The organism is Nocardia sp. CA-128927 (assembly GCF_050955855.1).
In the GTDB taxonomy this organism is placed as follows: domain Bacteria; phylum Actinomycetota; class Actinomycetes; order Mycobacteriales; family Mycobacteriaceae; genus Nocardia.
Genome location: NZ_CP192087.1, coordinates 4,905,486 through 4,924,923 on the forward strand (window position 1 = coordinate 4,905,486; position 19,438 = coordinate 4,924,923).

The following is a 19,438-nucleotide window of genomic DNA, read 5'->3' on the forward strand; positions in this document are numbered from 1 at the left end:
CCTAATGCGTACCTGGCATCGTCGTCGACCGATCGAGGACGGCACAGTAGTGGCCTGTGTCGTCCTCGTGCGCGGCCGCGCGACGCGTTTCAGGAATAGAGGTCTTCGATGTCGGCCGCGTACCGGTCGTTGATCGGCTTGCGCCGCAGCTTCATCGTCGGGGTCAGCACCTCGGTGCCCGGCTGCCAGAAGTCCGGCACGATGGTGAACTTCTTGATCTGCTCGACCCGCGACAGCTTCGAATTCGCCTGCGCGACAGCGTCGGCCACGATCTGCTGCACACCGGGATCCTTGGCGAGCACGGCCGCGTCGAGGGCAACGCCCGCCTTGTCCGCGTACACCGCGGCCGCGTCCTGATCGAGCGCGATCAGCGCGACGTTGTACTTGCGGTTGTCGCCGATCGCCACGGCCTGGCCGATCAGCGGCGCGAACGCCTTGACCCAGCTCTCGATATTGCTGGGCGACATGTTCTTTCCGCCCGCGTTGATGATGAGTTCCTTCTTGCGGTCGACGATCCGCAGGAACCCGTCGTCATCGAGGGTGCCGATGTCACCGCTGTGTACCCAGCCCTCGGCGTCGATCGCCTCGGCGGTCTGGTCGGGCTTGTTCAGATAGCCCTTCATCACGATCGGGCCGCGCACGAGCACCTCGCCGTCGTCGCCGATCCGAATCTCGTTGCCCGGCACGATTTTACCGACGGTGCCGAGGCGGACCTGGCCGGGCGGGCTCATGGTGGCCATGCCGGACAGCTCCGACATGCCCCACGCGTCCGAGGCCGCGATGCCGACGCCGTTGAAGAAGCGCAGTACGTCTGGCGAGATGGGGGCTGCACCCGAGAGCGCCAGCCGTACGTCGGCGAGGCCGACCGCGGCGCGCAGCTTCGACAGCACCAGCGCGTCGGCGAGCTTCTCCTGCAGGACCAGGATCGCCGGGACCGGCTTGCCGTCGAGTCGAGTGTCGGATGCGGTTCGGCCGACGGCCAGCGCCCATTTCGCCAGGGCCGCTTTGACTCCGGTCGCCTCGGCCACCTTGCCTTCGATGCCCGCCTTGAGCTTCTGCCACACCTGCGGGACCGCGCCGAACACGGTCGGGCGGGCGTCGGCCAGTGTCGCGGCGAAGTCGGCGCGATCGGCCACGGTGGTCAGCTGATTGCCGACCACCGTCAGGATGTAGAGCCCCGACCACCGGTCGGCCACGTGCGCGGAGGGCAGGAAGGAAACGATCCGCTCCGCCGGGGTGGTGCTCGCGAGCAGCTCGGTGCCATGGACCATGGCCAGCATGTTGGCGTGGGTGAGTTGCACGCCCTTCGGGCTGCCGGTGGTGCCGGAGGTGTAGATGAGGGTCAGCGCGTCGTCGGGTTGTACTGCGCGCCAAGCGGCTTCGAAGTCGAAGCCTTGCAGGCCGCGTGCCTTGACCTCGTCCAGCGTGATGGTTCCCTCCGGCGCGCCGTCGATGCACACCACGTGCTCGACCCGGGCGCCCTCCGTGCTCGCGAATACGGTAGCGGCGTACTGCGTTTCGCAGACGACGACGGTCGCGGCCGAGTCGGTGAGCAGGTAGTTCAACTGCTCGGGGGAGGAGGTGTTGTAGACCGAGAACGGGGTGGCGCCGAGGTGTTGCAGGGCGACATCGATCGGATAGAACTCCGGCCGGTTGGTCATCAGCAGCGCGACCCGATCGCCGTGCCACACCCCGAGTGCCGCGAATCCCGCTGCCAGCGAACGGACTTGCTCACCCCACTCGCGGAACGTAAGGGTGCTCCGGTCGCCGAGTGTGCGCACCGCGACCTTGTTCGGATCGCGGGCGATCGTCGCTTGGAACGCCTCACATAGGGTGGACGACGCGGACGCGAAGGTGGGCATACGATCTCCTGGCTCGTTGGTCGCCGGTGTTCCCCGGCTGCTGGTGCGACGGTCAGTGCTGATGGACACCCACCAGGGCGTCGACGAAGATCCGCGCCAGCAGATCGACGTATTCGTCTCGCCCCATGTCGATTTCGCCGTTGTGCCAGGCGAGGGTGACGGCGGAGTTGCCGTGCACCACCACCAGCGCGGCGAGGGTGATGCGGACCTGGGTTTGCGGGTCGGTCTCGCCGTAGACCGCACAGACCTGGCGGGCTGCCTGCTCGGCATAGCGCTGGATGCCGTCGGCTTTGCGCGCGGCGAGGGTCGGCAGGGTGGCGGCTTCGGTGTACAGGCGAGCGCGGCGCGGCTCCTCCGCGAAGAAGTCCAAGAAGGTCGCCACGGCCACCCGCGCGCGGACGAGCATGTCCAGCGGCTCCGCCTCGACGGCCGCGATGGTCCGGGTGATCAGGTCGCTGATCATCGTCTCGTGCAGGGCGTCGAGGAGTTCGTCGCGGTTGCGAAAGTGCTCGTAGAAGTACCGCTGTGTCAAACCGGCGCGCTCGCAGACCGAGCTCATCCGCAGCTGTGCGACGCCGACCTCGGCGATCTCGTCGAGCCCGGCTTCGAGCAGGTCAGCGCGCCGCTGGGCGAGCCGCTGCTCGGCGCTGACGCCGCGGAACGGGCGAACGACTGTGGACACCGACGAATCTTGACACAGCGCTGTGTCAAGTTCCATTCGTTGGCCGGAAATCTCGATATCGAGGCCGAATCTGTCGCTCGGTGGTCCCGCTGAACAGTAAGAACTTCATGGCCGGTTCGGGAATTCAGGATTTACTGTGGCCGTATGAGTTTCGCTCGAACCTCGCGTCGATGGCTACGCACGACAGTCGTCGTCGCCGTCGTAACAGTCGCCGCGGCTTGCTCTTTCGGTTCCGCCACGGCTGACCCGGGCCCGTGGTGGCACCCGGGGAAGGGCCTCACCTGGCAGTGGCAGCTGCACAATGAGCCCGTCGATACCTCGATCAACGCCCAGGTCTATGACATCGACCTGTTCGAAAACCCCGCGAGCACCGTGAAAACCCTGCACGAACAGGGTCGCAAGGTGATCTGCTACCTGTCGGGCGGCTCCTGGGAGCCGTATCGGCCGGATGCCAAGGACTTCCCGGACAGCGTGAAGAGCGGTCCCGTCCCCGAATGGGACGACGAGCGCTGGCTCGACATCAAACAGATCGATGTGCTGAAACCACTGATGGCCAAGCGAATGGATCTGTGCAGGCAGAAGGGTTTCGACGGCGTCGAGCCGGACTGGGCGGATCTGCACAAGCAGGACACCGGCGATCTGAAGATCACCGCAGCCGACCAGTTGGCATACAACCGCATGCTGGCGGGCCTGGCGCACGATCGCGGCCTCGCCGTCGGGTTGAAGAATGATCTCGACCAGGTGTCCACGCTGGCCGGACTGTTCGACTTCGCGGTCAACGAGCAGTGCTTCGAAGAACGCGCGACCTGCGAGCAGCTGAAGCCCTTCATCGCGGCCGACAAGCCGGTGTTCCACGCGGAGTACAAACTGAAGCTCGCCGACTTCTGTGCCGACTCCGCGCGCCTCGGTCTCTCTTCCATTCGGAAGAACCGCGACCTCGATGCTTGGCGCGAAACCTGCTGACTACCGGGCGCGTTCGTAGCTGAGACTTATACCCGGTGCGCGGCGCCGACAAACATTGTTTACGTCGTTTACCGACATTCGCAGACGCGTTTTGCGGGAGTTTCTGTCCGGCTTTTCGATGGATATCGATTCGAACGCGACACCCGGTTTCAAATCGGACAAAGCGTCGCTCGACTCAGCTACGGTTCGCGCTATCGCGTGTTACCTCGAATCCTTTCGGCCGCGTCGAACCGCACCGTGACAGGTGCCTGGCAGGTATTGCGGCCAATGGACCCGACACCGTACAGAATGGGGATAGTCATGCGCTTTCGCCCGACCCGGATCGCAGCCCTCGCAGTCGTCTTCATCGCGGCGGCCGCCGGCCTGGTTGCCCTCGCCTCCGCAGCGTCCGCCGATGAGCAGTGGACCTACGTCTGTGACGACATCGAGGAGCCGGAGGAGGTCGGCGCGAAGGGATCGGGGAACTGCCAAGCCCAAAACGGTGCACCCGAAGCCGGTCCGATCAAGCAGAAGTTCAAGCTGCATCAGCGTGGCGTGCAACCCAAGCCCGACATGGTCGCCGTCTGCGAGGGCGAATCCAAGAACGCCTTCGGTGAGGCGTCGCTGCCTACGCGGGTCGACGGATTCGGTTGCTACGTCTACGAAATGCGCTGAGCGATAAGGCTCGGCGTTACGACCACGCCGTCTTGAGGCCGCGCATCGCCCGCATGCCGGCGGCGGATACGTCGGGCCACGGCGGGCGGCGCAGCAGGGTGAGCGTGACGATCACCGTGGCCGCCAGCCCGACGAACTCGGCGAACAGTCCCAGGCGGGTCTTGTCGAGGGCCGCCTCCCACGTCACCTTGCCGTCGTGCACGACGAAGATCCCCATCGGTCCCGCTGTGAACGGTCCGCCACCGCCCCTGGTGACGGTGATGATGGTGGACCCGTCCGCGGCTTCGTATGGTTCGCCGAAGACCCGGATGTCTTGCGCGTTCGGCTCGAGTCGTCTTACGGACCTACCGATGATGGTCATCTTCCCCACTCTCGCCGCAGTTTCCCCTATCGGCCACCACCGTACCGCGAGAGCTCCCGAACGGGACATGGCTGTGGCGAAACACGTGTTGCGCCACCGTGATGTCCCGTTCGGCGAGCGTCAGGGGCGGAGGCGGTGCAGGTCTCGGGGGAACAGGGTGGCGTGGCGGATGTTGTCGGCTTCGATCAGGCGGGTGACCCACCTTTCGAGGCCGATGGCGAAGCCGCCGTGCGGTGGCATCCCGTGGCGCATGGCTTCGAGGTAGGGGGCGTATTCGGCGGGGTCTTCGCCGCGGGCCGCCAGCGCCTCGAGGTAGTCGGCGTGGTTGTGCAGGCGTTGGCCGCCGGTGACCAGTTCCAGCCCGCGGAACAGGAGGTCGAAGGAGTTCGTCCACCGTGGGTCGCTCGGCTGCGGGTGGGTGTAGAAGGGGCGTTTGACCGCCGGATATCCCTCTACCGCAAGGAAATCCGAGTCGAACTGCGATTTAGCCCACTTGCCGAGGAAGCGTTCGTGCTCCGGGGCGAGGTCGGGCTCGGTCGGTGCCGCGCCGACGATGTCGAGCGCCTCCCGGAAGTGGATGATCGGGATCTGCTCGGGTACGAACGGCAGCTCGGCGCCCACGGTTTGCACTGCGGCCCCGGCCTTTGCACTGATCGTTTCGACCATCGCGGCGAGCGTGTCACGTAGCTGGGCGAGTACGTCGCGATGGTCGCGGATGAAGCCGAATTCGACGTCGAGGGACACGTATTCGGCGAGGTGCCGCGCGGTGTCGTGTGGTTCGGCGCGGAAGACCGGGCCGACCTCGTAGACCCGCTCGAACACTCCGGTGAGCATCTGCTTGTACAGCTGCGGCGACTGCGCGAGGTAGGCGGTCGACCCGAAGTAGTTCAGCGTGAACACGTTTGCGCCGGATTCGGTGGATTGACCGACGATCTTGGGCGTAGTGACTTCGGTGAATCCGGCACCGTCGAGGTGGCGGCGGAAGCCGGTCATCGAGGCGGCCGCGATCTGCCACACCGCCTGCCGCGTCGGGTGGCGCCAGGTGATCGCGGCATGGTCCAGCTCGGTCGGCAACGTGACGCCGAGGCTGGGCCGCCACAGCTCGACCGGCGGCGGCTCGGCCGGAGCGCCCAGCGCGTGCACCGTCGGATCGACGATCTCGACACCGCCGGGTGCCTTGGGGTTGCCGATCGCCGTGCCGGTCACCCGGACAACGGTCTCCTCCGGCAGGCCTGAAACCTGTTCGCGGACTTGCGGATCGGTCACCACGACCTGCGCGAGTCCGGATCGGTCGCGCACCACGACGAACGTGACGGTCGCGAGTTGCCTGCGCCGGTGTATCCAGCCCTCGACGGTCACCGATCCGCTACGTGCGGGTGAGCTCGGCAGTGCCGAACAGAGTGTGCGTGGCATCAGTTTCACCTCCTGGTTGCTATCCCCGGGAGGTGTGGGCGATCGGGTCCGTCGCGGTGCCACCACACCTTCGCAGCGCGATGCTCGCTGCCTCTGCTGGTCGAGTTTCTCAGTCGGCGACCGGCCGACGCGGCTCGGAGTTCGTCACGCTCGTCAGTGCCGCGTGCTCGATCTTAGCCGGTCGATTCGGTGACGCGAACGATTAAACCGCCGGTGCTCACGCGACGCTGTCGGTGCCGCGTGACGACGACATCGCCGTGACGTGACCTCGCGCGTTGAACGTGACGACGACTTGGATACCCGGACCGGTGATGCGGAGCTTCGAGGCGTCCTGGTTGAACCTCGGGTCCAGTCCCCGCTGCATGGCATAGCTGTGCAGCACGCGCTTGTGGTCGGGCAGACCGAGCTCGAGGGCCCAATCCAGCACGTGCCTAATTCGTGGCAGTTCAGGAGCGGGCAGCGTGAGATCGGGATGCTCGATCAACACCGCGAGCCGCGTGCCACCACCGACATCGCAGCTGTACCAGGTCCAACTGCCGGACACCGCCTTGGCGAGCTCACCCATCAACCAGGTGACCCGACTCGGCTTCGTCGGCGATCCGGGCAGCTCCGCGAACGGCACCTCGGCCGTGTGCAGCGCCGAAATCCCGTGCCGCAGTCCGTAATCGCGCACCGACCGGGCGAGTTCGGTCACCTCCGGCGGATACCAATCGTTGTTCGCCCAACTCCACAACCAACTCTGCGGACCGGGCGCCGCCGTCCCCAGTACGTGAAACCGCGTGCACGCCAACGGATGATCGCCGAAGAATTCGAACCGCGGTGGCTCATAGGTCACCTGCCACCGATGCTCACCGAGCACCTCGACACAGTGTTCTTGATGTTCAAAGGACATTAACGCGGCGTCATCGAGTAACTGTTCGAGCGTTGGTGATTCATGGTGGAGATAAGCGGTCACGACCCTTGATCCTGTCCTAATGCACGACGCCGTGCATCCCCATAGAATTAAGGTCCATTGAGTTCGGAAAGATGGGGTAGGCAGAAATCCCGCCTCGAATTCGAACGGCGTCGGTAATACTGCTCCGTGCGATGCGACCGCGCTAGGCAACGCCGGTGCGACGTGGCACGATCGTATAGATGACCAGCAGTTCCGCCGAAGCGCCGCACCTGCGCGACCTCGCGCGGCTGCGTCGGGTTCGCGACCGGATCGACCGGGAATACGCGCAACCACTCGACGTCGAGGCACTCGCCCGCGACGCGCACATGTCGGCGGGCCATCTCAGCCGTCAGTTCAAGCTCGCCTACGGCGAGGCGCCCTACAGCTACCTGATGACGCGGCGGATCGAGCGCGCGATGGCGTTGCTGCGCCGCGGCGACCTCAGCGTCACCGAGGTGTGTTTCGCGGTCGGCTGCTCGTCGCTGGGCACCTTCAGCACCCGCTTCACCGAGCTGGTCGGGGTGCCGCCGAGCGCCTACAAGCGCGACGCGGCGGAATCGACCGCCGGAATGCCGTCCTGCGTGGCCAAACAGGTCACCAGACCGATCAGGAATCGAGAAGCGCAGGTAGCCGCGCCGGAACTAGCCTGATCACCATGAACATCAACATTCAAGCGAGCTTCCTGCCGCAGAACGACCCGGACGCCGCCGTCGCCTTCTACCGCGACATCCTCGGCTTCGAGGTCCGCAACGACGTCGGCTACAACGGGATGCGCTGGATCACGGTCGGCCCCGCCGACCAGCCCGGCACGTCGATCGTGCTGTACCCGCCCGCCGCGAGCCCCGGCCTCACCGACGACGAGCGGCGCACCATCGAGGAGATGATGGCCAAGGGCACCTACGGCAGCATCCTGCTGGCGACCAAGGACCTCGACGGGTCCTTCGAGCGGCTGCAGGCCAGCGACGCCGAGGTGGTCCAGGAGCCGACCGACCAGCCGTACGGCGTGCGCGACTGTGCCTTCCGTGATCCCGCGGGCAACATGGTCCGGATCCAGCAGCAGAGCTAGCTCATCGAACGCAGACGTCGCAGGGTGGACGGATCGAGATCGAGGGTGCTGACGACCGAACACACCGTTGTGGACGGCAAAGCGGTCGACGAGCGATAGCTGCCGGATAGCGTCTCGAATGACCACCACATGACCGAAGATCGTGCGCAGAAAGGAAAGATCACCATGGCCTGGAGCAAGCGAAACCGTCAGCTGCACCGCATGCTGTCCATTATCTTCACGGCGACCGTCATCCTCGCGTTCATCGGCGCGGCCTTCGGTCTGACCGAGACTGCGGTGTGGCTGTTCTACCTGCCGCTGCCCCCGCTGTTCTTGCTGATGGGCACCGGTTTGTACATGTTCGTCCAGCCGTACCGCGCAAAGCGCCGCAGCGTTCGTCCGAACCTCGCGTAGCAGCACTGATCAGGTTAAATGGAGACATCATGAGCACCGCCACGAAGAAGAACGGCACGAAATCGCCCGCGTTGCCCGTTGCCGACAGCCACGATCTGATCCGCGTGCACGGCGCGCGCGTGAACAACCTGCGCGACGTCAGCATCGAGATCCCGAAGCGCAGGCTGACGGTGTTCACCGGTGTCTCCGGTTCCGGTAAGAGCTCGCTGGTATTCAGCACGATCGCCGCGGAGTCGCAGCGGCTGATCAACGAGACCTACAGTTCCTTCGTCCAGGGTTTCATGCCGACGCTGGCGCGGCCCGAGGTCGACGTGCTCGAGGGGCTGACGACGGTGATCACCGTCGACCAGCAGCGGATGGGGTCGGATCCGCGCTCCACGGTCGGCACCGCCACCGACGCCAATGCGATGCTGCGCATTCTGTTCAGCCGACTCGGCAAGCCGCACATCGGTTCACCGCAGGCGTACTCCTTCAACGTCGCCTCGATCAGTGGCGCGGGCGCGGTCAGCATCGAACGCGCCGGGCGAACGGTGAAGGAGCGGCGCAGCTTCCGCATCATCGGTGGCATGTGCTCGCGCTGCGAGGGGCGGGGCTCGGTCTCCGATATCGACCTCACCCAGCTCTACGACGATTCCAAGTCGCTCGCCGACGGCGCGTTCACCATCCCCGGCTGGAAGTCGGACAGCTTCTGGACCGTGCGGGTGTACGCGGAGTCGGGCTTCGTCGATCCGAACAAGCCGATCCGCAAGTACACCAAGAAGGAACTCAACGACTTCCTCTACAAGGAGCCGGTCAAGGTCAAGGTCGACGGCGTCAACCTCACCTACGAGGGGCTGATCCCGAAGATTCAGAAGTCGTTCCTGTCCAAGGACAAAGAGTCGATGCAGCCGCACATCCGGGCGTTCGTGGACCGGGCGGTCACCTTCACCACCTGCCCCGACTGCGGTGGCACCCGGCTCAGCGAAGAGGCCCGGTCGTCGAAGATCAAGCGCAAGAACATCGCTGACCTCTGCTCGATGGAGATCCGCGACCTCGTCGAATGGGTTCGGGCGCTGGACGAGCCGTCGGTCAAGCCATTGCTCGACTCGCTGGTGCACACCCTGGACTCATTCGTGGAGATCGGGCTCGGCTACCTCTCGCTGGAGCGGCCGTCGGGCACGCTGTCGGGCGGTGAAGCGCAGCGCGTCAAGATGATTCGGCATCTCGGGTCGGCGCTCACCGATGTCACGTACGTCTTCGACGAGCCGACGATCGGGTTGCATCCGCACGACATCCAGCGGATGAACGACCTGTTGCTGCAGTTGCGGGACAAGGGGAACACGGTGCTCGTCGTGGAGCACAAGCCGGAGACGATCGTGATCGCCGATCATGTCGTGGATCTCGGTCCCGGTGCTGGATCCGGTGGTGGCACAGTCTGTTTCGAAGGAACTGTCGACGGGCTGCGGTCCAGCGGCACCATCACCGGGCGTCATTTCGACGATCGGGCAGCGCTCAAGGAGTCGGTGCGAGAGCCGAACGGGGCGTTGGAGATTCGCGGTGCTTCGGCGAACAACCTGCAGAACGTCGATGTCGATATCCCGCTCGGGGTGCTCTGCGTGATCACCGGTGTCGCGGGTTCCGGCAAGAGTTCGCTCGTGCATCGGTCGGTGCCCACCTCGGAAGGTGTTGTCGCGGTGGACCAGACGCCAATCCGCGGCTCGCGGCGCAGCAATCCGGCGACGTATACCGGTCTGCTGGAACCGATTCGGAAGGCGTTCGCGAAGGCCAACGGGGTGAAGCCGGCGCTGTTCAGCTCCAACTCCGAGGGTGCGTGCCCCAATTGCAATGGCGCAGGGGTCATCTACACCGATCTGGGAATGATGGCGGGCACAGCCAGCACCTGTGAAGTGTGCGAGGGCAAGCGGTTCGATGCCTCGGTGCTGGACTACCACCTCGGCGGGCGCGACATCAGCGAGGTGCTCGCGATGTCGGTGACCGAGGCGGAGGAGTTCTTCGGCGCCGGTGACGCGCGTATTCCGGCCGCGCACGCCATCCTCGAGCGGCTCGCCGACGTCGGTCTCGGCTACCTCACCATCGGTCAGCCCCTCACCACGTTGTCCGGCGGCGAGCGGCAGCGGCTCAAGTTGGCCACCCACATGGGTGACAAGGGCGGCGTCTACGTTCTCGACGAGCCGACCACCGGCCTGCACCTCGCCGACGTGGAGAACCTGCTCGGTCTACTCGACCGCCTCGTCGAGTCCGGCAAGTCCGTCATCGTCATCGAGCATCACCAAGCGGTTATGGCGCACGCGGACTGGATCATCGACCTCGGTCCGGGCGCGGGCCATGACGGCGGCAAGATCGTCTTCGAAGGAACTCCCGCCGACCTCGTCGCCGCCCGCTCCACCCTCACCGGTGAGCACCTCGCGGACTACGTCGGCGCTCCATCGAAGCGCTCCCGCACTCGCAAGTAGCCCACCTCCGGCCTGGGCTGTTGGTCAACTGATCACGGGGAACTGGTGCTGGTGTCGCCCGACTTGGCCAGCAGCACCAGTTCCCCGTGATCGCTTGTCCAGGTTCAGGCGAGGCGGACGTTTGCGGTGGCGAGGCCGAAGACCTTGCGGCCCGCGGATTTTGCGACGATCACGATGACCGCGGTTTTGGTCTCGGGGTCGAGAGACTTTATGCGGCCGGTGAATTCGACGCTGCCGACGGAGCGGGCGTCGATGACGGTGTAGTTCGACAGGCGGACGCCGTATCGGGTCAAGGCGCCCGGGTCGCCCAGCCAGCCGGTGACGAATCCCGCGCCGAGGCCCATGGTGAGCATGCCGTGGGCGATCACGTCAGGGAGGCCGGTGAGTGTCGCGACGTCGTCGTGCCAGTGGATCGGGTTCGCGTCGCCGGCCACACCGGCGTAGTTGACCAGGTCGCCGCGGGTGAGCTGGGTGATTCGCGGCGGGAGTTCGTCGCCGACGGTGAGGTCCTCGAAGCGGATTGCGGTGTGCGGGACTCGTGTTCGGGAAACTTCGGAAAGACTCGGGTTGGTGGTCGGGTTCGTCGCGATCTGCGTGTCCGTCGCGGCGGCCGTGGTTCGGGCAGGTACCTCGATGCCGTGCATGACTACGCGCTCGATCGCGTCGCTGATTCCGGCGGCGACGCTCTCGCCGGTGATTCCGGCGACGGTCGTGTACATGACCTGCACGACCTCACCCGACTGATCGGTGAAGGTGTTCTTGATGGTGAGCAGATCATTGCCCGCTATCCGGCGGACCGAAGCGAGTTCGACATCGCTGACCAACCGGTCGCCGGTGACCACCGGCTTGTACATCTCGAAGACCTGATCGGTCTGCACGTACACGTCATAACCGGTGATGACAGTCTCGAAGAGCTTGCGGTTGGCCAGCATCGCGGGGATCGAGACAAACGTGGTCGGCGCGACCAAACCGGCGTACTCGAGCCCGTCGGCCGCGTCCTCACTCCAGTGCGCGGGATGGAAATCCTGCACCGCCCGCGCATATTCGCGGATCTTCTCCCGCCCCACCTCGTAATAGTCGTCGGCCCGGTAGTGATGCCCCACCAGGGCGGCCACATCGAACGTTGCTTCCATCAAGCCGCTCCTCGCGTTAGGTCCTCGGGGGCATGGTAATCGGCGCTCGCAGCGCCGAATTCACTGGCGGACAGTTTGTCTGGCGAACGGTTCTAAGCGATGCGCAGATTACACCGGATATCGCAGCGGCGAGCCCGACTCGAACGGGTGAGTCGGGCTCGACAGGCTACTGGGCGGGAAACGACTATGCGCTGAACTCGCCGTCGGCAACCCGTGTGGTGAAGGCATCCCAGGCGGCGGGGGTGAACACCAGGGCCGGTCCGGTCGGGTTCTTGGAGTCCCGGACGCCGACCGCGCCACCTTCGACGAAGGCCACCTCCACGCAATCCTTGGAGGCACCACTGCGACGGCTCTTGAACCACTTCGCGCCGGACAGGTCTACGTTCACGGGCATACTCCTTTGTGATCCTGAGAATGAGAGCGCGGCTGGTGCCGCGTCCACGATAGACACACACGGTCGGGCCGGGTCACGATACGACCCAGGCCCACCCCAGCGCTACTCCCTCTTACGACGTAGGTGCTCAACGCGTTTTTCGCGTTACCGATCGCAGTCCGCTTTGCGAGTTTCCGAAAGGTGGTGCGCAGAGCGCGATCTCTCGCGGTTGCGTGATTGTCAGCGACACCAATTCGATTTTGTAAAGAACCCGCTGCCGTTCAAGGCTTTCCGCGACTACCGCATCAGGATCGTCAGGGACATTGGCGAACTCACTGTTTTAGCGCATGGTTTATGCGGCATATTCAGCCGACACCGAGTTCGGTGAGCAGGTCGCGAACTCGCTGTTCGATCTCGTCGCGGATGGCTCGCACGGCGTCGAGGTCTTGCCCCGCGGGGTCGTCGAGTTTCCAGTCGCGGTAGCTGACGCCGGGGAAGTACGGGCAGGTGTCACCGCAGCCCATGGTGATCACCACGGTGGAGGTTTCAACCGTGTCGGCGGCGAGCACCTTCGGGGTTCGGTCGGCGATGTCGATGCCGATCTCGGCCATGACTTCGACCGCAACCGGGTTGATGCTGTCGGCGGGCGCGGTTCCGGCAGAGCGGACTTCGACAGCGTCACCCGCGAGATGCGCGAGGAATCCGGCGGCCATCTGCGAGCGACCGGCGTTGTGGACGCAGACGAACAGCACGCTGGGCGTTGGCGACATGACAGACCGTGCCTTTCAGGCGGATTCGGAGATCGCGTCGCGGGTAGCCGGCACGGCGATCGGGTAGAGGATGCCGATCAGGGCGAGCCCGATCAGTGCGCCGACGACTTGCGCCGCGATGAATCCGGGCGCGGAGGCGGGCGCGATCCCGGCGAAGGTGTCGGAGAACATGCGGCCGATCGTGACGGCCGGGTTGGCGAAGGAGGTGGAACTGGTGAACCAGTAGGCGGCCCCGATGTAGCTGCCGACCGCGGCCGCGGACAGGGCTGCTCGTCCGGTGCGCGTCAAAGCGAAGATGACCGCGATAAGCCCTGCGGTGGCAACGATTTCACCGATCAGGTGTCCGTTGGTGACGCTCTGGTGGGTGGCGATCTGTAGTGCCCGCTGGTCGAACATGACGTTGGCCAGCATCGCGCCGAGGACGCCCCCGCCGATCTGCGCGACCACGTAGGCGGCGACATCCACGCCGGTCAGGCCGGTGCCGTGGCGACGACCCGACAACCAATCCGCCAGCGACACAACAGGGTTGAAGTGAGCGCCGGAAACGGGTCCGAACACGAGGATCAGCACCGCGAGCCCGAACGCGGTCGCGGTGGAATTCTCCAGCAGTCGCAACCCGGCGTCACCGGGTGAAAGTTCACTCGCCGCGATGCCGGAGCCGACCACGACGGTCACCAGCAGCGCGGTTCCGGTGAACTCCGCTACCAGCCGCCGACTCAGTGCAGCGATCTGACTCATGTGGATGCTTTGACGCCCGAGGTGATCAGGACATCGGAAAGTCTGTGCAGCGCTGCGGGAATCGCCCAGTAGTAGACCCAGGTTCCGCGTCGTTCGCAGTCGATCAACCCGGCTTCGCGCAGCACTTTGAGGTGATGGGAGATGGTGGGTTGGGATAGTTCGAACTGTGGGGTCAGTTCGCAGACGCAGACCTCTTCGCCGGGGCGGGAGGCGATCAACGACAACAAGCGCAGCCGGACAGGATCGGCCAGCGCCTTGAACGCGGCGGCCAGCTCCACCGCCGCCTCGATGCCGAGGGGCGCGGCGAGGGTGCTGTTGCAGCAGTCGGTCGAAGCGATCAGCGGCAGGTCCTGTTTAGGCACACGTCTATATTGACAGACTTCGATCCAGCGGCGCAAGCTGTATCGGCAGTCATCGATACAACCAGGTCGGATCCATGGATCAGGCCTGAATTCAACCAGTCAGGGACGTGATGTCATGACAGACCAGCAGCAGATCGACCTCCGCGAAACCGTTCGCGCCCGCTATGCGCAGGCCGCGCGGACCGTCACCGCGGGCGGCGTCGCTGAGGATTGTTGCGGGACCGACCCGATCGCGGTCGATCAAACCTTCGGGGCAAGCCTGTACGGCGCCGCCGACCGCGACCAGCTCCCGATCGAAGCCGCGGCGGCATCGTTGGGTTGCGGCAACCCGACTGCCGTCGCCGAACTGCGCGAGGGTGAACGTGTCCTCGATCTCGGATCCGGCGGCGGGATCGACGTGCTGCTGTCCGCGCGCCGCGTCGGGCCGACCGGAAAGGCGTATGGCCTCGACATGACCGAGGAGATGCTCGCCTTGGCGCTGGAGAACACCGCCAAGGCGGGAATCGGGAACGTCGAGTTTCTCAAGGGGAACATCGAGGCGATTCCGTTGCCCGCCAACACTATCGACGTCGTAATCTCGAATTGCGTGATCAACCTATCGGTCGACAAACCGGCCGTCTTCGCCGAAATGGCCCGAGTCCTCACCCCCGGCGGGCGCATCGGCATCGCAGATGTCGTCGCCGAGGACGAATTGACCCCGCCCCAACGCGCCGAACGCGGCGACTACGTCGGATGTATCGCCGGAGCGCTGTCATTCACCGAATACCGAAACCACCTGACCGCAGCCGGATTCACCGACATCGAGATCACCTCCACCCACCAAGTCGCCGACGGAATGCACTCCGCGATCATCAAAGCCACCAAACCCGCGGACGCTATCGGAGTGGCCGAACCGGCGAGTGCGTGCTGCGCACCAGGATGTTGCTCACCCGAGGAAGCAATCGCCAGAACCCACTCGGAATACCGCTGATTCAGGCATTCGACACGATGTTGCCTCAGAAGTACTACCAGTCGTAGTATGGGTGAATCTATCGGGGAGGGGTTCACCATGGAAACCGTCACCATCGAACGCGTCATCGCGGCACCGGCGAAGGACGTCTTCGAATGGCTTGCTGACGCAAGCAATTACCCACGCGCAACGCGGGTCGTCCTGCGCCAGCAACTGACCACACCGGGCGAAGACGCACCGTACGGTCGCAACGCGGTCCGTCAACTCCTCTGGGTGGTTGGCTGGTTTCGCGAGCGAATCACCTCCTACGACCCGCCCTATGAATTCGGCTACCTGGTCGAACGCAGCTTTCCGCCCTCGCGCCACGAAGGCGGAAAGCTGGCGTTCACCGAAGTGTCCGGCGGAACGCGAGTGGTGTGGACGACAACCGCGGAAGTGCGACTCCCGTTCGCGGCCACCCTGACTCGTCTTCTGATGAAGCCGGGAGTCACCTACATCTTCGGAAAAGTCCTCGACGCTGCCGCAGCGGAACTGACGAAGGCTTCGTCGTAGGTAAACCGAAGCCGTTGTACCGACCGGTTATTCATTCGGCGCGCTAGGTCGCACTGTCGACGGCGCGGCGGAAGCCCAGAACGGGGTAGCGGGGGTCGGTGCCGCCTGGTTTGGCTTGGCCGTGGCCGATGAAGGATGTCGCTGCGGCCAGGTGGAGGTGGTGGCGGGCGCCTAGTGCGGTGAGCTGAGCGCAGGTGTCGGGGCGGGGGCGGCCTTCGGGAGTTGTGTTGGACGCCAGGCGGGCCGCGGCGACTTTGTCTGCGGTGGTGAGGAAGAGGCCGCCGGGTCGGAGGACTCTGCTCACCTCGGCGAGGACTGGTTCGGCGTCGTCGAGTAAGTGGAGCAACCACACTGCGGTCACTGTGTCGACGCAGCTGTCGGGCAGGGGAAGTGCCGTGGCGTCGGCTCGCGCCACTCGACCCGGCAGTCGATCGGCCGCGTGCCGCAGCATGCCGACCGAGAGGTCTATGCCGACGACTCGGTGTCCGAGAGCACCGAGTTCGGCAGCCACGATCCCGGTCCCCACGGCGAGGTCGAGAACCGTACTGCGCGAAGGGATCAGTCCATTGAGCGCGGCGGCTGCCGCCTCAGCTCGTGGCAATCCGCCACGCGTCCGGTCGTAGTGAGTCGCTTCGTAGTCATAGTCGAGCACCGAACCATCATGCGTTGTCGACGAGACAGGCTGTCAGTTGACGTCGCGCCAGAGGGCGAGTTCGTCGGGTCGAGGGTTGGCTACGAGCTGTGAGCGTGGAGTGTTGAACGTCATTACGGATCGAGTGGTCGGGTCGTACGGCGTCCAGGGGGTGCGGCCGTGGGCGAAATCGACCCAGGTGTGGTGGATTTCGGAGGCGAGGGTTTGGGGTGGGGTGTCGGGGCCGAGCATCATCGATGTGCCTTCGGCGGTCAATGTGTCGAAGACGAAGGCTATTTCGATGGCATGGCAGGCTCGGAGGTCTAGATGGGTGGTGGGCCAGGCGAATTCGTAGACGTAGGCGGTATAGGCGGCTTCGGCCAGGCGGGTGGTGGGGACGCGGAAGGCGCGGTCGGTGAGGATCGCGGCCATCAGGTCGCCGGGGGTTGCGTTGGGGCGGTTGCCGGAATAGGTGTCGATGATGGCCGGGTCGATGCCTCGGGAGATCAGGATGTTGGTGACAGTCTCGAGGTTCAGGGAGGTGGTCAGGCCGGTGGGAGCGGAGTAGAGGCGGAATTCGTCGGCGGTCGTGCCCATGATGAGGGGGATGTTGTGGGCTGCGCCAGCGGCGATGGCATCGAGGGGGAGTTGGGTGAGGGTGTGGCCGTCGATGGTGGGGAGGAAGGCCATCAGGCCCAGGCCTGCGGTGATGGTGGACTGGCCCCAGCGGCCTGGGTCCTGTTGGAGGGTGAAGTCGAGCACGAGGTTTCGCTCGGCCTTGAGTAGCGCGGGGATTTCGGCGGTGCCGGGCGTGGTGTCGAGGCGGCTGGCGTAATCGGCGGCGACGAGGCGCGCGTCTTCGAGGGTGGAGGCGACGGTTCCGTTGCCGCTCTGGATGATCGCGCGGTGGAACAGGCCCTCGGTCAAGGGGGACGCGAGCAAGGTGGCGACGCTCATGGCGCCCGCGGACTCGCCGAAGATGGTGACCTGGTCGGGGTCACCGCCGAAGCTGGCGATGTTGTCGCGGACCCACTGGAGGGCGGCGATCTGGTCGAGCAGGCCGCGGTTGGCGGGAGTGCCGTCGAGCGCGGCGAAACCGATGGCGCCGAGGCGGTAGTTGATGCTGACGAGGACGACACCGTCGCGGGCGAAGGCATGACCGTTGTAGACCGAGACGGCGCTGGAACCGATGCGGTAGGCGCCGCCGTGAATCCAGACCATGACCGGGAGACCCGAGGCGGTCGGATCGGGTGTCCACACGTTGAGATTGAGGAATTCGGGGCCGTCGATGATGGGGTTGTGCAGGATCGAGCGCAAGGGTTCCGGATAGCCCAATTGCGGTGCGGTGGGCCCGAATCGGGTGGCGTCGCGTTCGTCGTCCCAGCTGGGCGCCGGGCCGGGTGCCTGGAACAGCGTGGCACCCAATGGTGCTGCCGCGTACGGGATTCCGAGAAACTCGTGCACCGAACCGGTGGCGTTGCCGCGCACCTTGCCCTGCGGTATGGCCACTACTGACGTACTCATCCAGGTTCCTCACAAATCGCCGACGACACCTTGAACGTCTCACACCCGAGCCGATCACTAGGGTGGAATGATGCGGATCTTTCTGGCCGGGGCGACCGGCGTGATCGGAACACGGTTGGTGCCGCTGCTGGTCGCGGCGGGCCACGAGGTCGCGGGAATGACTCGATCGGCCGGTAAAGCGGACCAGGTGCGCGCCGCCGGGGGCGTTCCGGTGATCTGCGACGTCTACGACCTGGACGCGTTGACCGCCGCTGTCGTGGACTTCCATCCCGACATGGTGATGCACCAGCTGACCGACCTCCCCGACGACGTCGCCCGGATCGCCGAGTCCGGCGACGCGAACTCGCGTATCCGCACCGAGGGCACGCACAACCTCATTGCCGCCGCCCGTGCGGCAGGCGCGAAGCGGTTCCTCGCGCAGAGCATCGCCTGGGAACCCGCGGGCGGACGCGGCCAGGTCATCCAGGACCACGAAGCCGCCGTCCTCGCCATCGACGGCGTGGTCGTGAAGTACGGCCAGTTCTACGGCCCCGGAACCTATTACGAAGGTGAACTCCCGGCCCACCCGCGGGTGCACATCGATGATGCTGCGGCTCAAACGATTCCGCTGCTGGAGGCCGCGAGTGGCGTGGTGATCGTCGCCGACACCGCCTGAACTGCCTGTGGCACACTCGGTGCATGTCCGCGACGACCGAGTCCCAGGAGGTCACGGTCATCGCACACCGTGGTCTGGCGTCCGGTCTGCCGGAGAACACGTTGGCGGCGTTCCGCGGCGCGATCGCGCTCGGCGTGGACGCCATCGAGATCGATCTTCGAGTGACCGCCGACGGGCATGTCGTCGTCATGCACGACGACACGGTGGATCGGACCACCGATGGTCATGGCCGCGTCGCTGACCTGACGCTCGCCGAGATCAAGACGCTCGATGCGGGCCGCTATGCCGGTCCGGCCTTCGGCGGAGAACGGGTACCGACCTATGGCGAAGTGCTCGAGGCCTTGCAGGGCAGCCGAATGCAGTTGCTGCTGGACATCAAAGACTGTCCACTCGACGCGATAGCAGCGGTGGTCGAGTTGACCGGGCGCTACTCCGCAACGCGCGAGGTGATCGTCGGTCCGCGCACTGTCGCCGATTTACGTGCGTTCAAGAAACTCGATCCGCGACTGCGTGAACTGGCGTTGGTGCCCGGACGTCAGGATGCGCCACCAGACTTGGCCGCCATAACGGAGTTCGTTGCGGCGGGAGCGGATCTCATCAGGCTCTGGCCAGCGTGGATCCTCACCGATGACGAAACAGGTGCACACCTCGTCCGCACCGTCCTCGACCTAGGGACACCGGTGTGGACGTGCGCCGATACCCTCTACGGCGACATCAGCGCCGACGCACCTGAAGACGATCTCCGCCGTCTCGTCGACGCGGGCGTGAGCGGGATTATGACCAACCTGCCGGAACTCCTTCGCGACATCGTGCGCGCTCGCTGATCGCCTGCCACTGCCGTCATCTGGAGCGCGGTCACCGAAAGCGCAACGAGGTCGAGCCAATTCGGCAAGGTCACGCCTCCAATGTTCTGACCGCTGTTTGTGCGCCGTGATTGTCCGTTTTCGGGCTGTGGTCTGCGGTAATGCGC

The 19,438-nt window shown here is 65.3% G+C and carries 22 protein-coding genes; 10 read left to right on the plus strand and 12 right to left on the minus strand.

Translation table 11 applies throughout. From position 1 onward, the window contains the following. Window positions 1-89 precede the first annotated feature (89 nt). A complete protein-coding gene (locus ACQPW1_RS23035) occupies window positions 90-1,862 on the minus strand; it encodes an AMP-dependent synthetase/ligase (protein ID WP_433664770.1) in 1,773 nt (590 codons plus the stop codon). Window positions 1,863-1,914: 52 nt separating this feature from the next. After that, entirely contained in the window at window positions 1,915-2,544 is a 630-nt protein-coding gene (locus ACQPW1_RS23040) for a TetR/AcrR family transcriptional regulator (protein WP_433664771.1), read from the minus strand. 144 nt (window positions 2,545-2,688) lie between these two features. Between ACQPW1_RS23040 and ACQPW1_RS23045 the strand changes: the two genes are divergently transcribed. Together ACQPW1_RS23045 and ACQPW1_RS23050 are read left to right on the plus strand one after the other, a co-directional pair. Beyond that, window positions 2,689-3,507: an endo alpha-1,4 polygalactosaminidase gene (locus ACQPW1_RS23045; RefSeq protein ID WP_433664772.1), complete on the plus strand. Its 819-nt coding sequence runs from the start codon at window positions 2,689-2,691 to the stop codon at window positions 3,505-3,507. A 300-nt stretch (window positions 3,508-3,807) separates the two neighbouring features. After that, complete coding sequence (locus tag ACQPW1_RS23050) at window positions 3,808-4,161, plus strand: hypothetical protein (protein WP_433664773.1); 354 nt, start codon at window positions 3,808-3,810, stop codon at window positions 4,159-4,161. A gap of 16 nt (window positions 4,162-4,177) precedes the next feature. On the opposite strand, the gene ACQPW1_RS23055 is transcribed toward ACQPW1_RS23050, so the two are convergent. From ACQPW1_RS23055 to ACQPW1_RS23065, 3 genes are all read right to left on the minus strand, one after another. After that, window positions 4,178-4,522 carry a hypothetical protein gene (locus ACQPW1_RS23055; protein ID WP_433664774.1) on the minus strand — a complete coding sequence of 115 codons (345 nt, stop codon included), beginning with the start codon at window positions 4,520-4,522 and terminating at the stop codon, window positions 4,178-4,180. 120 nt (window positions 4,523-4,642) lie between these two features. Further along, window positions 4,643-5,935 carry an aspartate--tRNA(Asn) ligase gene (gene aspS / locus ACQPW1_RS23060; RefSeq protein WP_433664775.1) on the minus strand — a complete coding sequence of 431 codons (1,293 nt, stop codon included), beginning with the start codon at window positions 5,933-5,935 and terminating at the stop codon, window positions 4,643-4,645. A gap of 217 nt (window positions 5,936-6,152) precedes the next feature. Beyond that, window positions 6,153-6,890 (minus strand): DUF6882 domain-containing protein, encoded by a 738-nt coding sequence (locus ACQPW1_RS23065; RefSeq protein WP_433664776.1) that lies wholly within the window; start codon window positions 6,888-6,890, stop codon window positions 6,153-6,155. A gap of 179 nt (window positions 6,891-7,069) precedes the next feature. Here ACQPW1_RS23065 and ACQPW1_RS23070 point away from each other — a divergent pair, with 179 nt between their 5' ends. From ACQPW1_RS23070 to ACQPW1_RS23085, 4 genes are all read left to right on the plus strand, one after another. Continuing rightward, on the plus strand, window positions 7,070-7,519 hold the full coding sequence (locus tag ACQPW1_RS23070) for a helix-turn-helix transcriptional regulator (RefSeq protein ID WP_433664777.1): 450 nt from the start codon (window positions 7,070-7,072) through the stop codon (window positions 7,517-7,519). A 5-nt stretch (window positions 7,520-7,524) separates the two neighbouring features. Continuing rightward, complete coding sequence (locus tag ACQPW1_RS23075) at window positions 7,525-7,935, plus strand: VOC family protein (protein ID WP_433664778.1); 411 nt, start codon at window positions 7,525-7,527, stop codon at window positions 7,933-7,935. A 129-nt stretch (window positions 7,936-8,064) separates the two neighbouring features. Beyond that, window positions 8,065-8,328 carry a hypothetical protein gene (locus tag ACQPW1_RS23080; protein WP_433664779.1) on the plus strand — a complete coding sequence of 88 codons (264 nt, stop codon included), beginning with the start codon at window positions 8,065-8,067 and terminating at the stop codon, window positions 8,326-8,328. A gap of 29 nt (window positions 8,329-8,357) precedes the next feature. Beyond that, a complete protein-coding gene (locus ACQPW1_RS23085; protein ID WP_433664780.1) occupies window positions 8,358-10,781 on the plus strand; it encodes an ATP-binding cassette domain-containing protein in 2,424 nt (807 codons plus the stop codon). 104 nt (window positions 10,782-10,885) lie between these two features. On the opposite strand, the gene ACQPW1_RS23090 is transcribed toward ACQPW1_RS23085, so the two are convergent. The 5 genes from ACQPW1_RS23090 to ACQPW1_RS23110 all read right to left on the minus strand — a co-directional run bounded on the left by ACQPW1_RS23090 (window position 10,886) and on the right by ACQPW1_RS23110 (window position 14,157). Then, window positions 10,886-11,914 carry a fused (3R)-hydroxyacyl-ACP dehydratase subunits HadA/HadB gene (locus ACQPW1_RS23090; protein ID WP_433664781.1) on the minus strand — a complete coding sequence of 343 codons (1,029 nt, stop codon included), beginning with the start codon at window positions 11,912-11,914 and terminating at the stop codon, window positions 10,886-10,888. A 184-nt stretch (window positions 11,915-12,098) separates the two neighbouring features. After that, a complete protein-coding gene (locus ACQPW1_RS23095; RefSeq protein WP_433664782.1) occupies window positions 12,099-12,302 on the minus strand; it encodes a DUF397 domain-containing protein in 204 nt (67 codons plus the stop codon). Between the two features lie 350 nt (window positions 12,303-12,652). Then, window positions 12,653-13,057: an arsenate reductase ArsC gene (locus tag ACQPW1_RS23100; RefSeq protein ID WP_433664783.1), complete on the minus strand. Its 405-nt coding sequence runs from the start codon at window positions 13,055-13,057 to the stop codon at window positions 12,653-12,655. 15 nt (window positions 13,058-13,072) lie between these two features. Continuing rightward, the gene (locus ACQPW1_RS23105; protein WP_433664784.1) at window positions 13,073-13,795 is read right to left on the minus strand and encodes an aquaporin; all 723 of its coding nucleotides are present in this window, start codon (window positions 13,793-13,795) and stop codon (window positions 13,073-13,075) included. After that, window positions 13,792-14,157 (minus strand): metalloregulator ArsR/SmtB family transcription factor, encoded by a 366-nt coding sequence (locus tag ACQPW1_RS23110; protein WP_433664785.1) that lies wholly within the window; start codon window positions 14,155-14,157, stop codon window positions 13,792-13,794. Before ACQPW1_RS23110 ends, ACQPW1_RS23105 begins: the two co-directional genes overlap by 4 nt. Window positions 14,158-14,272: 115 nt before the next feature. On the opposite strand from ACQPW1_RS23110, the gene arsM reads away from it, so the two are divergent. Both arsM and ACQPW1_RS23120 read left to right on the plus strand, forming a co-directional pair. Continuing rightward, the gene (gene arsM / locus ACQPW1_RS23115) at window positions 14,273-15,127 is read left to right on the plus strand and encodes an arsenite methyltransferase (protein WP_433664786.1); all 855 of its coding nucleotides are present in this window, start codon (window positions 14,273-14,275) and stop codon (window positions 15,125-15,127) included. A gap of 48 nt (window positions 15,128-15,175) precedes the next feature. Beyond that, a complete protein-coding gene (locus tag ACQPW1_RS23120) occupies window positions 15,176-15,658 on the plus strand; it encodes an SRPBCC family protein (RefSeq protein ID WP_433664787.1) in 483 nt (160 codons plus the stop codon). Window positions 15,659-15,701: 43 nt separating this feature from the next. Here the strand turns inward: ACQPW1_RS23120 and ACQPW1_RS23125 are convergent, their stop codons facing one another. Together ACQPW1_RS23125 and ACQPW1_RS23130 are read right to left on the minus strand one after the other, a co-directional pair. Further along, on the minus strand, window positions 15,702-16,310 hold the full coding sequence (locus ACQPW1_RS23125; RefSeq protein ID WP_433664788.1) for a class I SAM-dependent methyltransferase: 609 nt from the start codon (window positions 16,308-16,310) through the stop codon (window positions 15,702-15,704). A gap of 33 nt (window positions 16,311-16,343) precedes the next feature. Next, on the minus strand, window positions 16,344-17,813 hold the full coding sequence (locus ACQPW1_RS23130; protein WP_433664789.1) for a carboxylesterase/lipase family protein: 1,470 nt from the start codon (window positions 17,811-17,813) through the stop codon (window positions 16,344-16,346). A gap of 70 nt (window positions 17,814-17,883) precedes the next feature. On the opposite strand from ACQPW1_RS23130, the gene ACQPW1_RS23135 reads away from it, so the two are divergent. Next, complete coding sequence (locus tag ACQPW1_RS23135) at window positions 17,884-18,468, plus strand: NAD-dependent epimerase/dehydratase family protein (RefSeq protein WP_433664790.1); 585 nt, start codon at window positions 17,884-17,886, stop codon at window positions 18,466-18,468. Window positions 18,469-18,491: 23 nt separating this feature from the next. Then, window positions 18,492-19,292 carry a glycerophosphodiester phosphodiesterase gene (locus tag ACQPW1_RS23140; protein WP_433664791.1) on the plus strand — a complete coding sequence of 267 codons (801 nt, stop codon included), beginning with the start codon at window positions 18,492-18,494 and terminating at the stop codon, window positions 19,290-19,292. The last annotated feature ends 146 nt before the right edge of the window (window positions 19,293-19,438 follow it).

Excerpts from the sequence above, each read along its gene's own strand:
- ACQPW1_RS23035 (WP_433664770.1), bottom strand. The coding sequence starts at position 1,862 with ATGCCCACCTTCGCGTCCGCGTCGTCCACCCTATGTGAGGCGTTCCAA.
- ACQPW1_RS23045 (WP_433664772.1), top strand. The coding sequence starts at position 2,689 with ATGAGTTTCGCTCGAACCTCGCGTCGATGGCTACGCACGACAGTCGTC.
- ACQPW1_RS23050 (WP_433664773.1), top strand. The coding sequence starts at position 3,808 with ATGCGCTTTCGCCCGACCCGGATCGCAGCCCTCGCAGTCGTCTTCATC.
- ACQPW1_RS23055 (WP_433664774.1), bottom strand. The coding sequence starts at position 4,522 with ATGACCATCATCGGTAGGTCCGTAAGACGACTCGAGCCGAACGCGCAA.
- aspS (WP_433664775.1), bottom strand. The coding sequence starts at position 5,935 with ATGCCACGCACACTCTGTTCGGCACTGCCGAGCTCACCCGCACGTAGC.
- ACQPW1_RS23070 (WP_433664777.1), top strand. The coding sequence starts at position 7,070 with ATGACCAGCAGTTCCGCCGAAGCGCCGCACCTGCGCGACCTCGCGCGG.
- ACQPW1_RS23075 (WP_433664778.1), top strand. The coding sequence starts at position 7,525 with ATGAACATCAACATTCAAGCGAGCTTCCTGCCGCAGAACGACCCGGAC.
- ACQPW1_RS23080 (WP_433664779.1), top strand. The coding sequence starts at position 8,065 with ATGACCGAAGATCGTGCGCAGAAAGGAAAGATCACCATGGCCTGGAGC.
- ACQPW1_RS23085 (WP_433664780.1), top strand. The coding sequence starts at position 8,358 with ATGAGCACCGCCACGAAGAAGAACGGCACGAAATCGCCCGCGTTGCCC.
- ACQPW1_RS23090 (WP_433664781.1), bottom strand. The coding sequence starts at position 11,914 with ATGGAAGCAACGTTCGATGTGGCCGCCCTGGTGGGGCATCACTACCGG.
- ACQPW1_RS23100 (WP_433664783.1), bottom strand. The coding sequence starts at position 13,057 with ATGTCGCCAACGCCCAGCGTGCTGTTCGTCTGCGTCCACAACGCCGGT.
- ACQPW1_RS23105 (WP_433664784.1), bottom strand. The coding sequence starts at position 13,795 with ATGAGTCAGATCGCTGCACTGAGTCGGCGGCTGGTAGCGGAGTTCACC.
- arsM (WP_433664786.1), top strand. The coding sequence starts at position 14,273 with ATGACAGACCAGCAGCAGATCGACCTCCGCGAAACCGTTCGCGCCCGC.
- ACQPW1_RS23120 (WP_433664787.1), top strand. The coding sequence starts at position 15,176 with ATGGGTGAATCTATCGGGGAGGGGTTCACCATGGAAACCGTCACCATC.
- ACQPW1_RS23130 (WP_433664789.1), bottom strand. The coding sequence starts at position 17,813 with ATGAGTACGTCAGTAGTGGCCATACCGCAGGGCAAGGTGCGCGGCAAC.
- ACQPW1_RS23135 (WP_433664790.1), top strand. The coding sequence starts at position 17,884 with ATGCGGATCTTTCTGGCCGGGGCGACCGGCGTGATCGGAACACGGTTG.
- ACQPW1_RS23140 (WP_433664791.1), top strand. The coding sequence starts at position 18,492 with ATGTCCGCGACGACCGAGTCCCAGGAGGTCACGGTCATCGCACACCGT.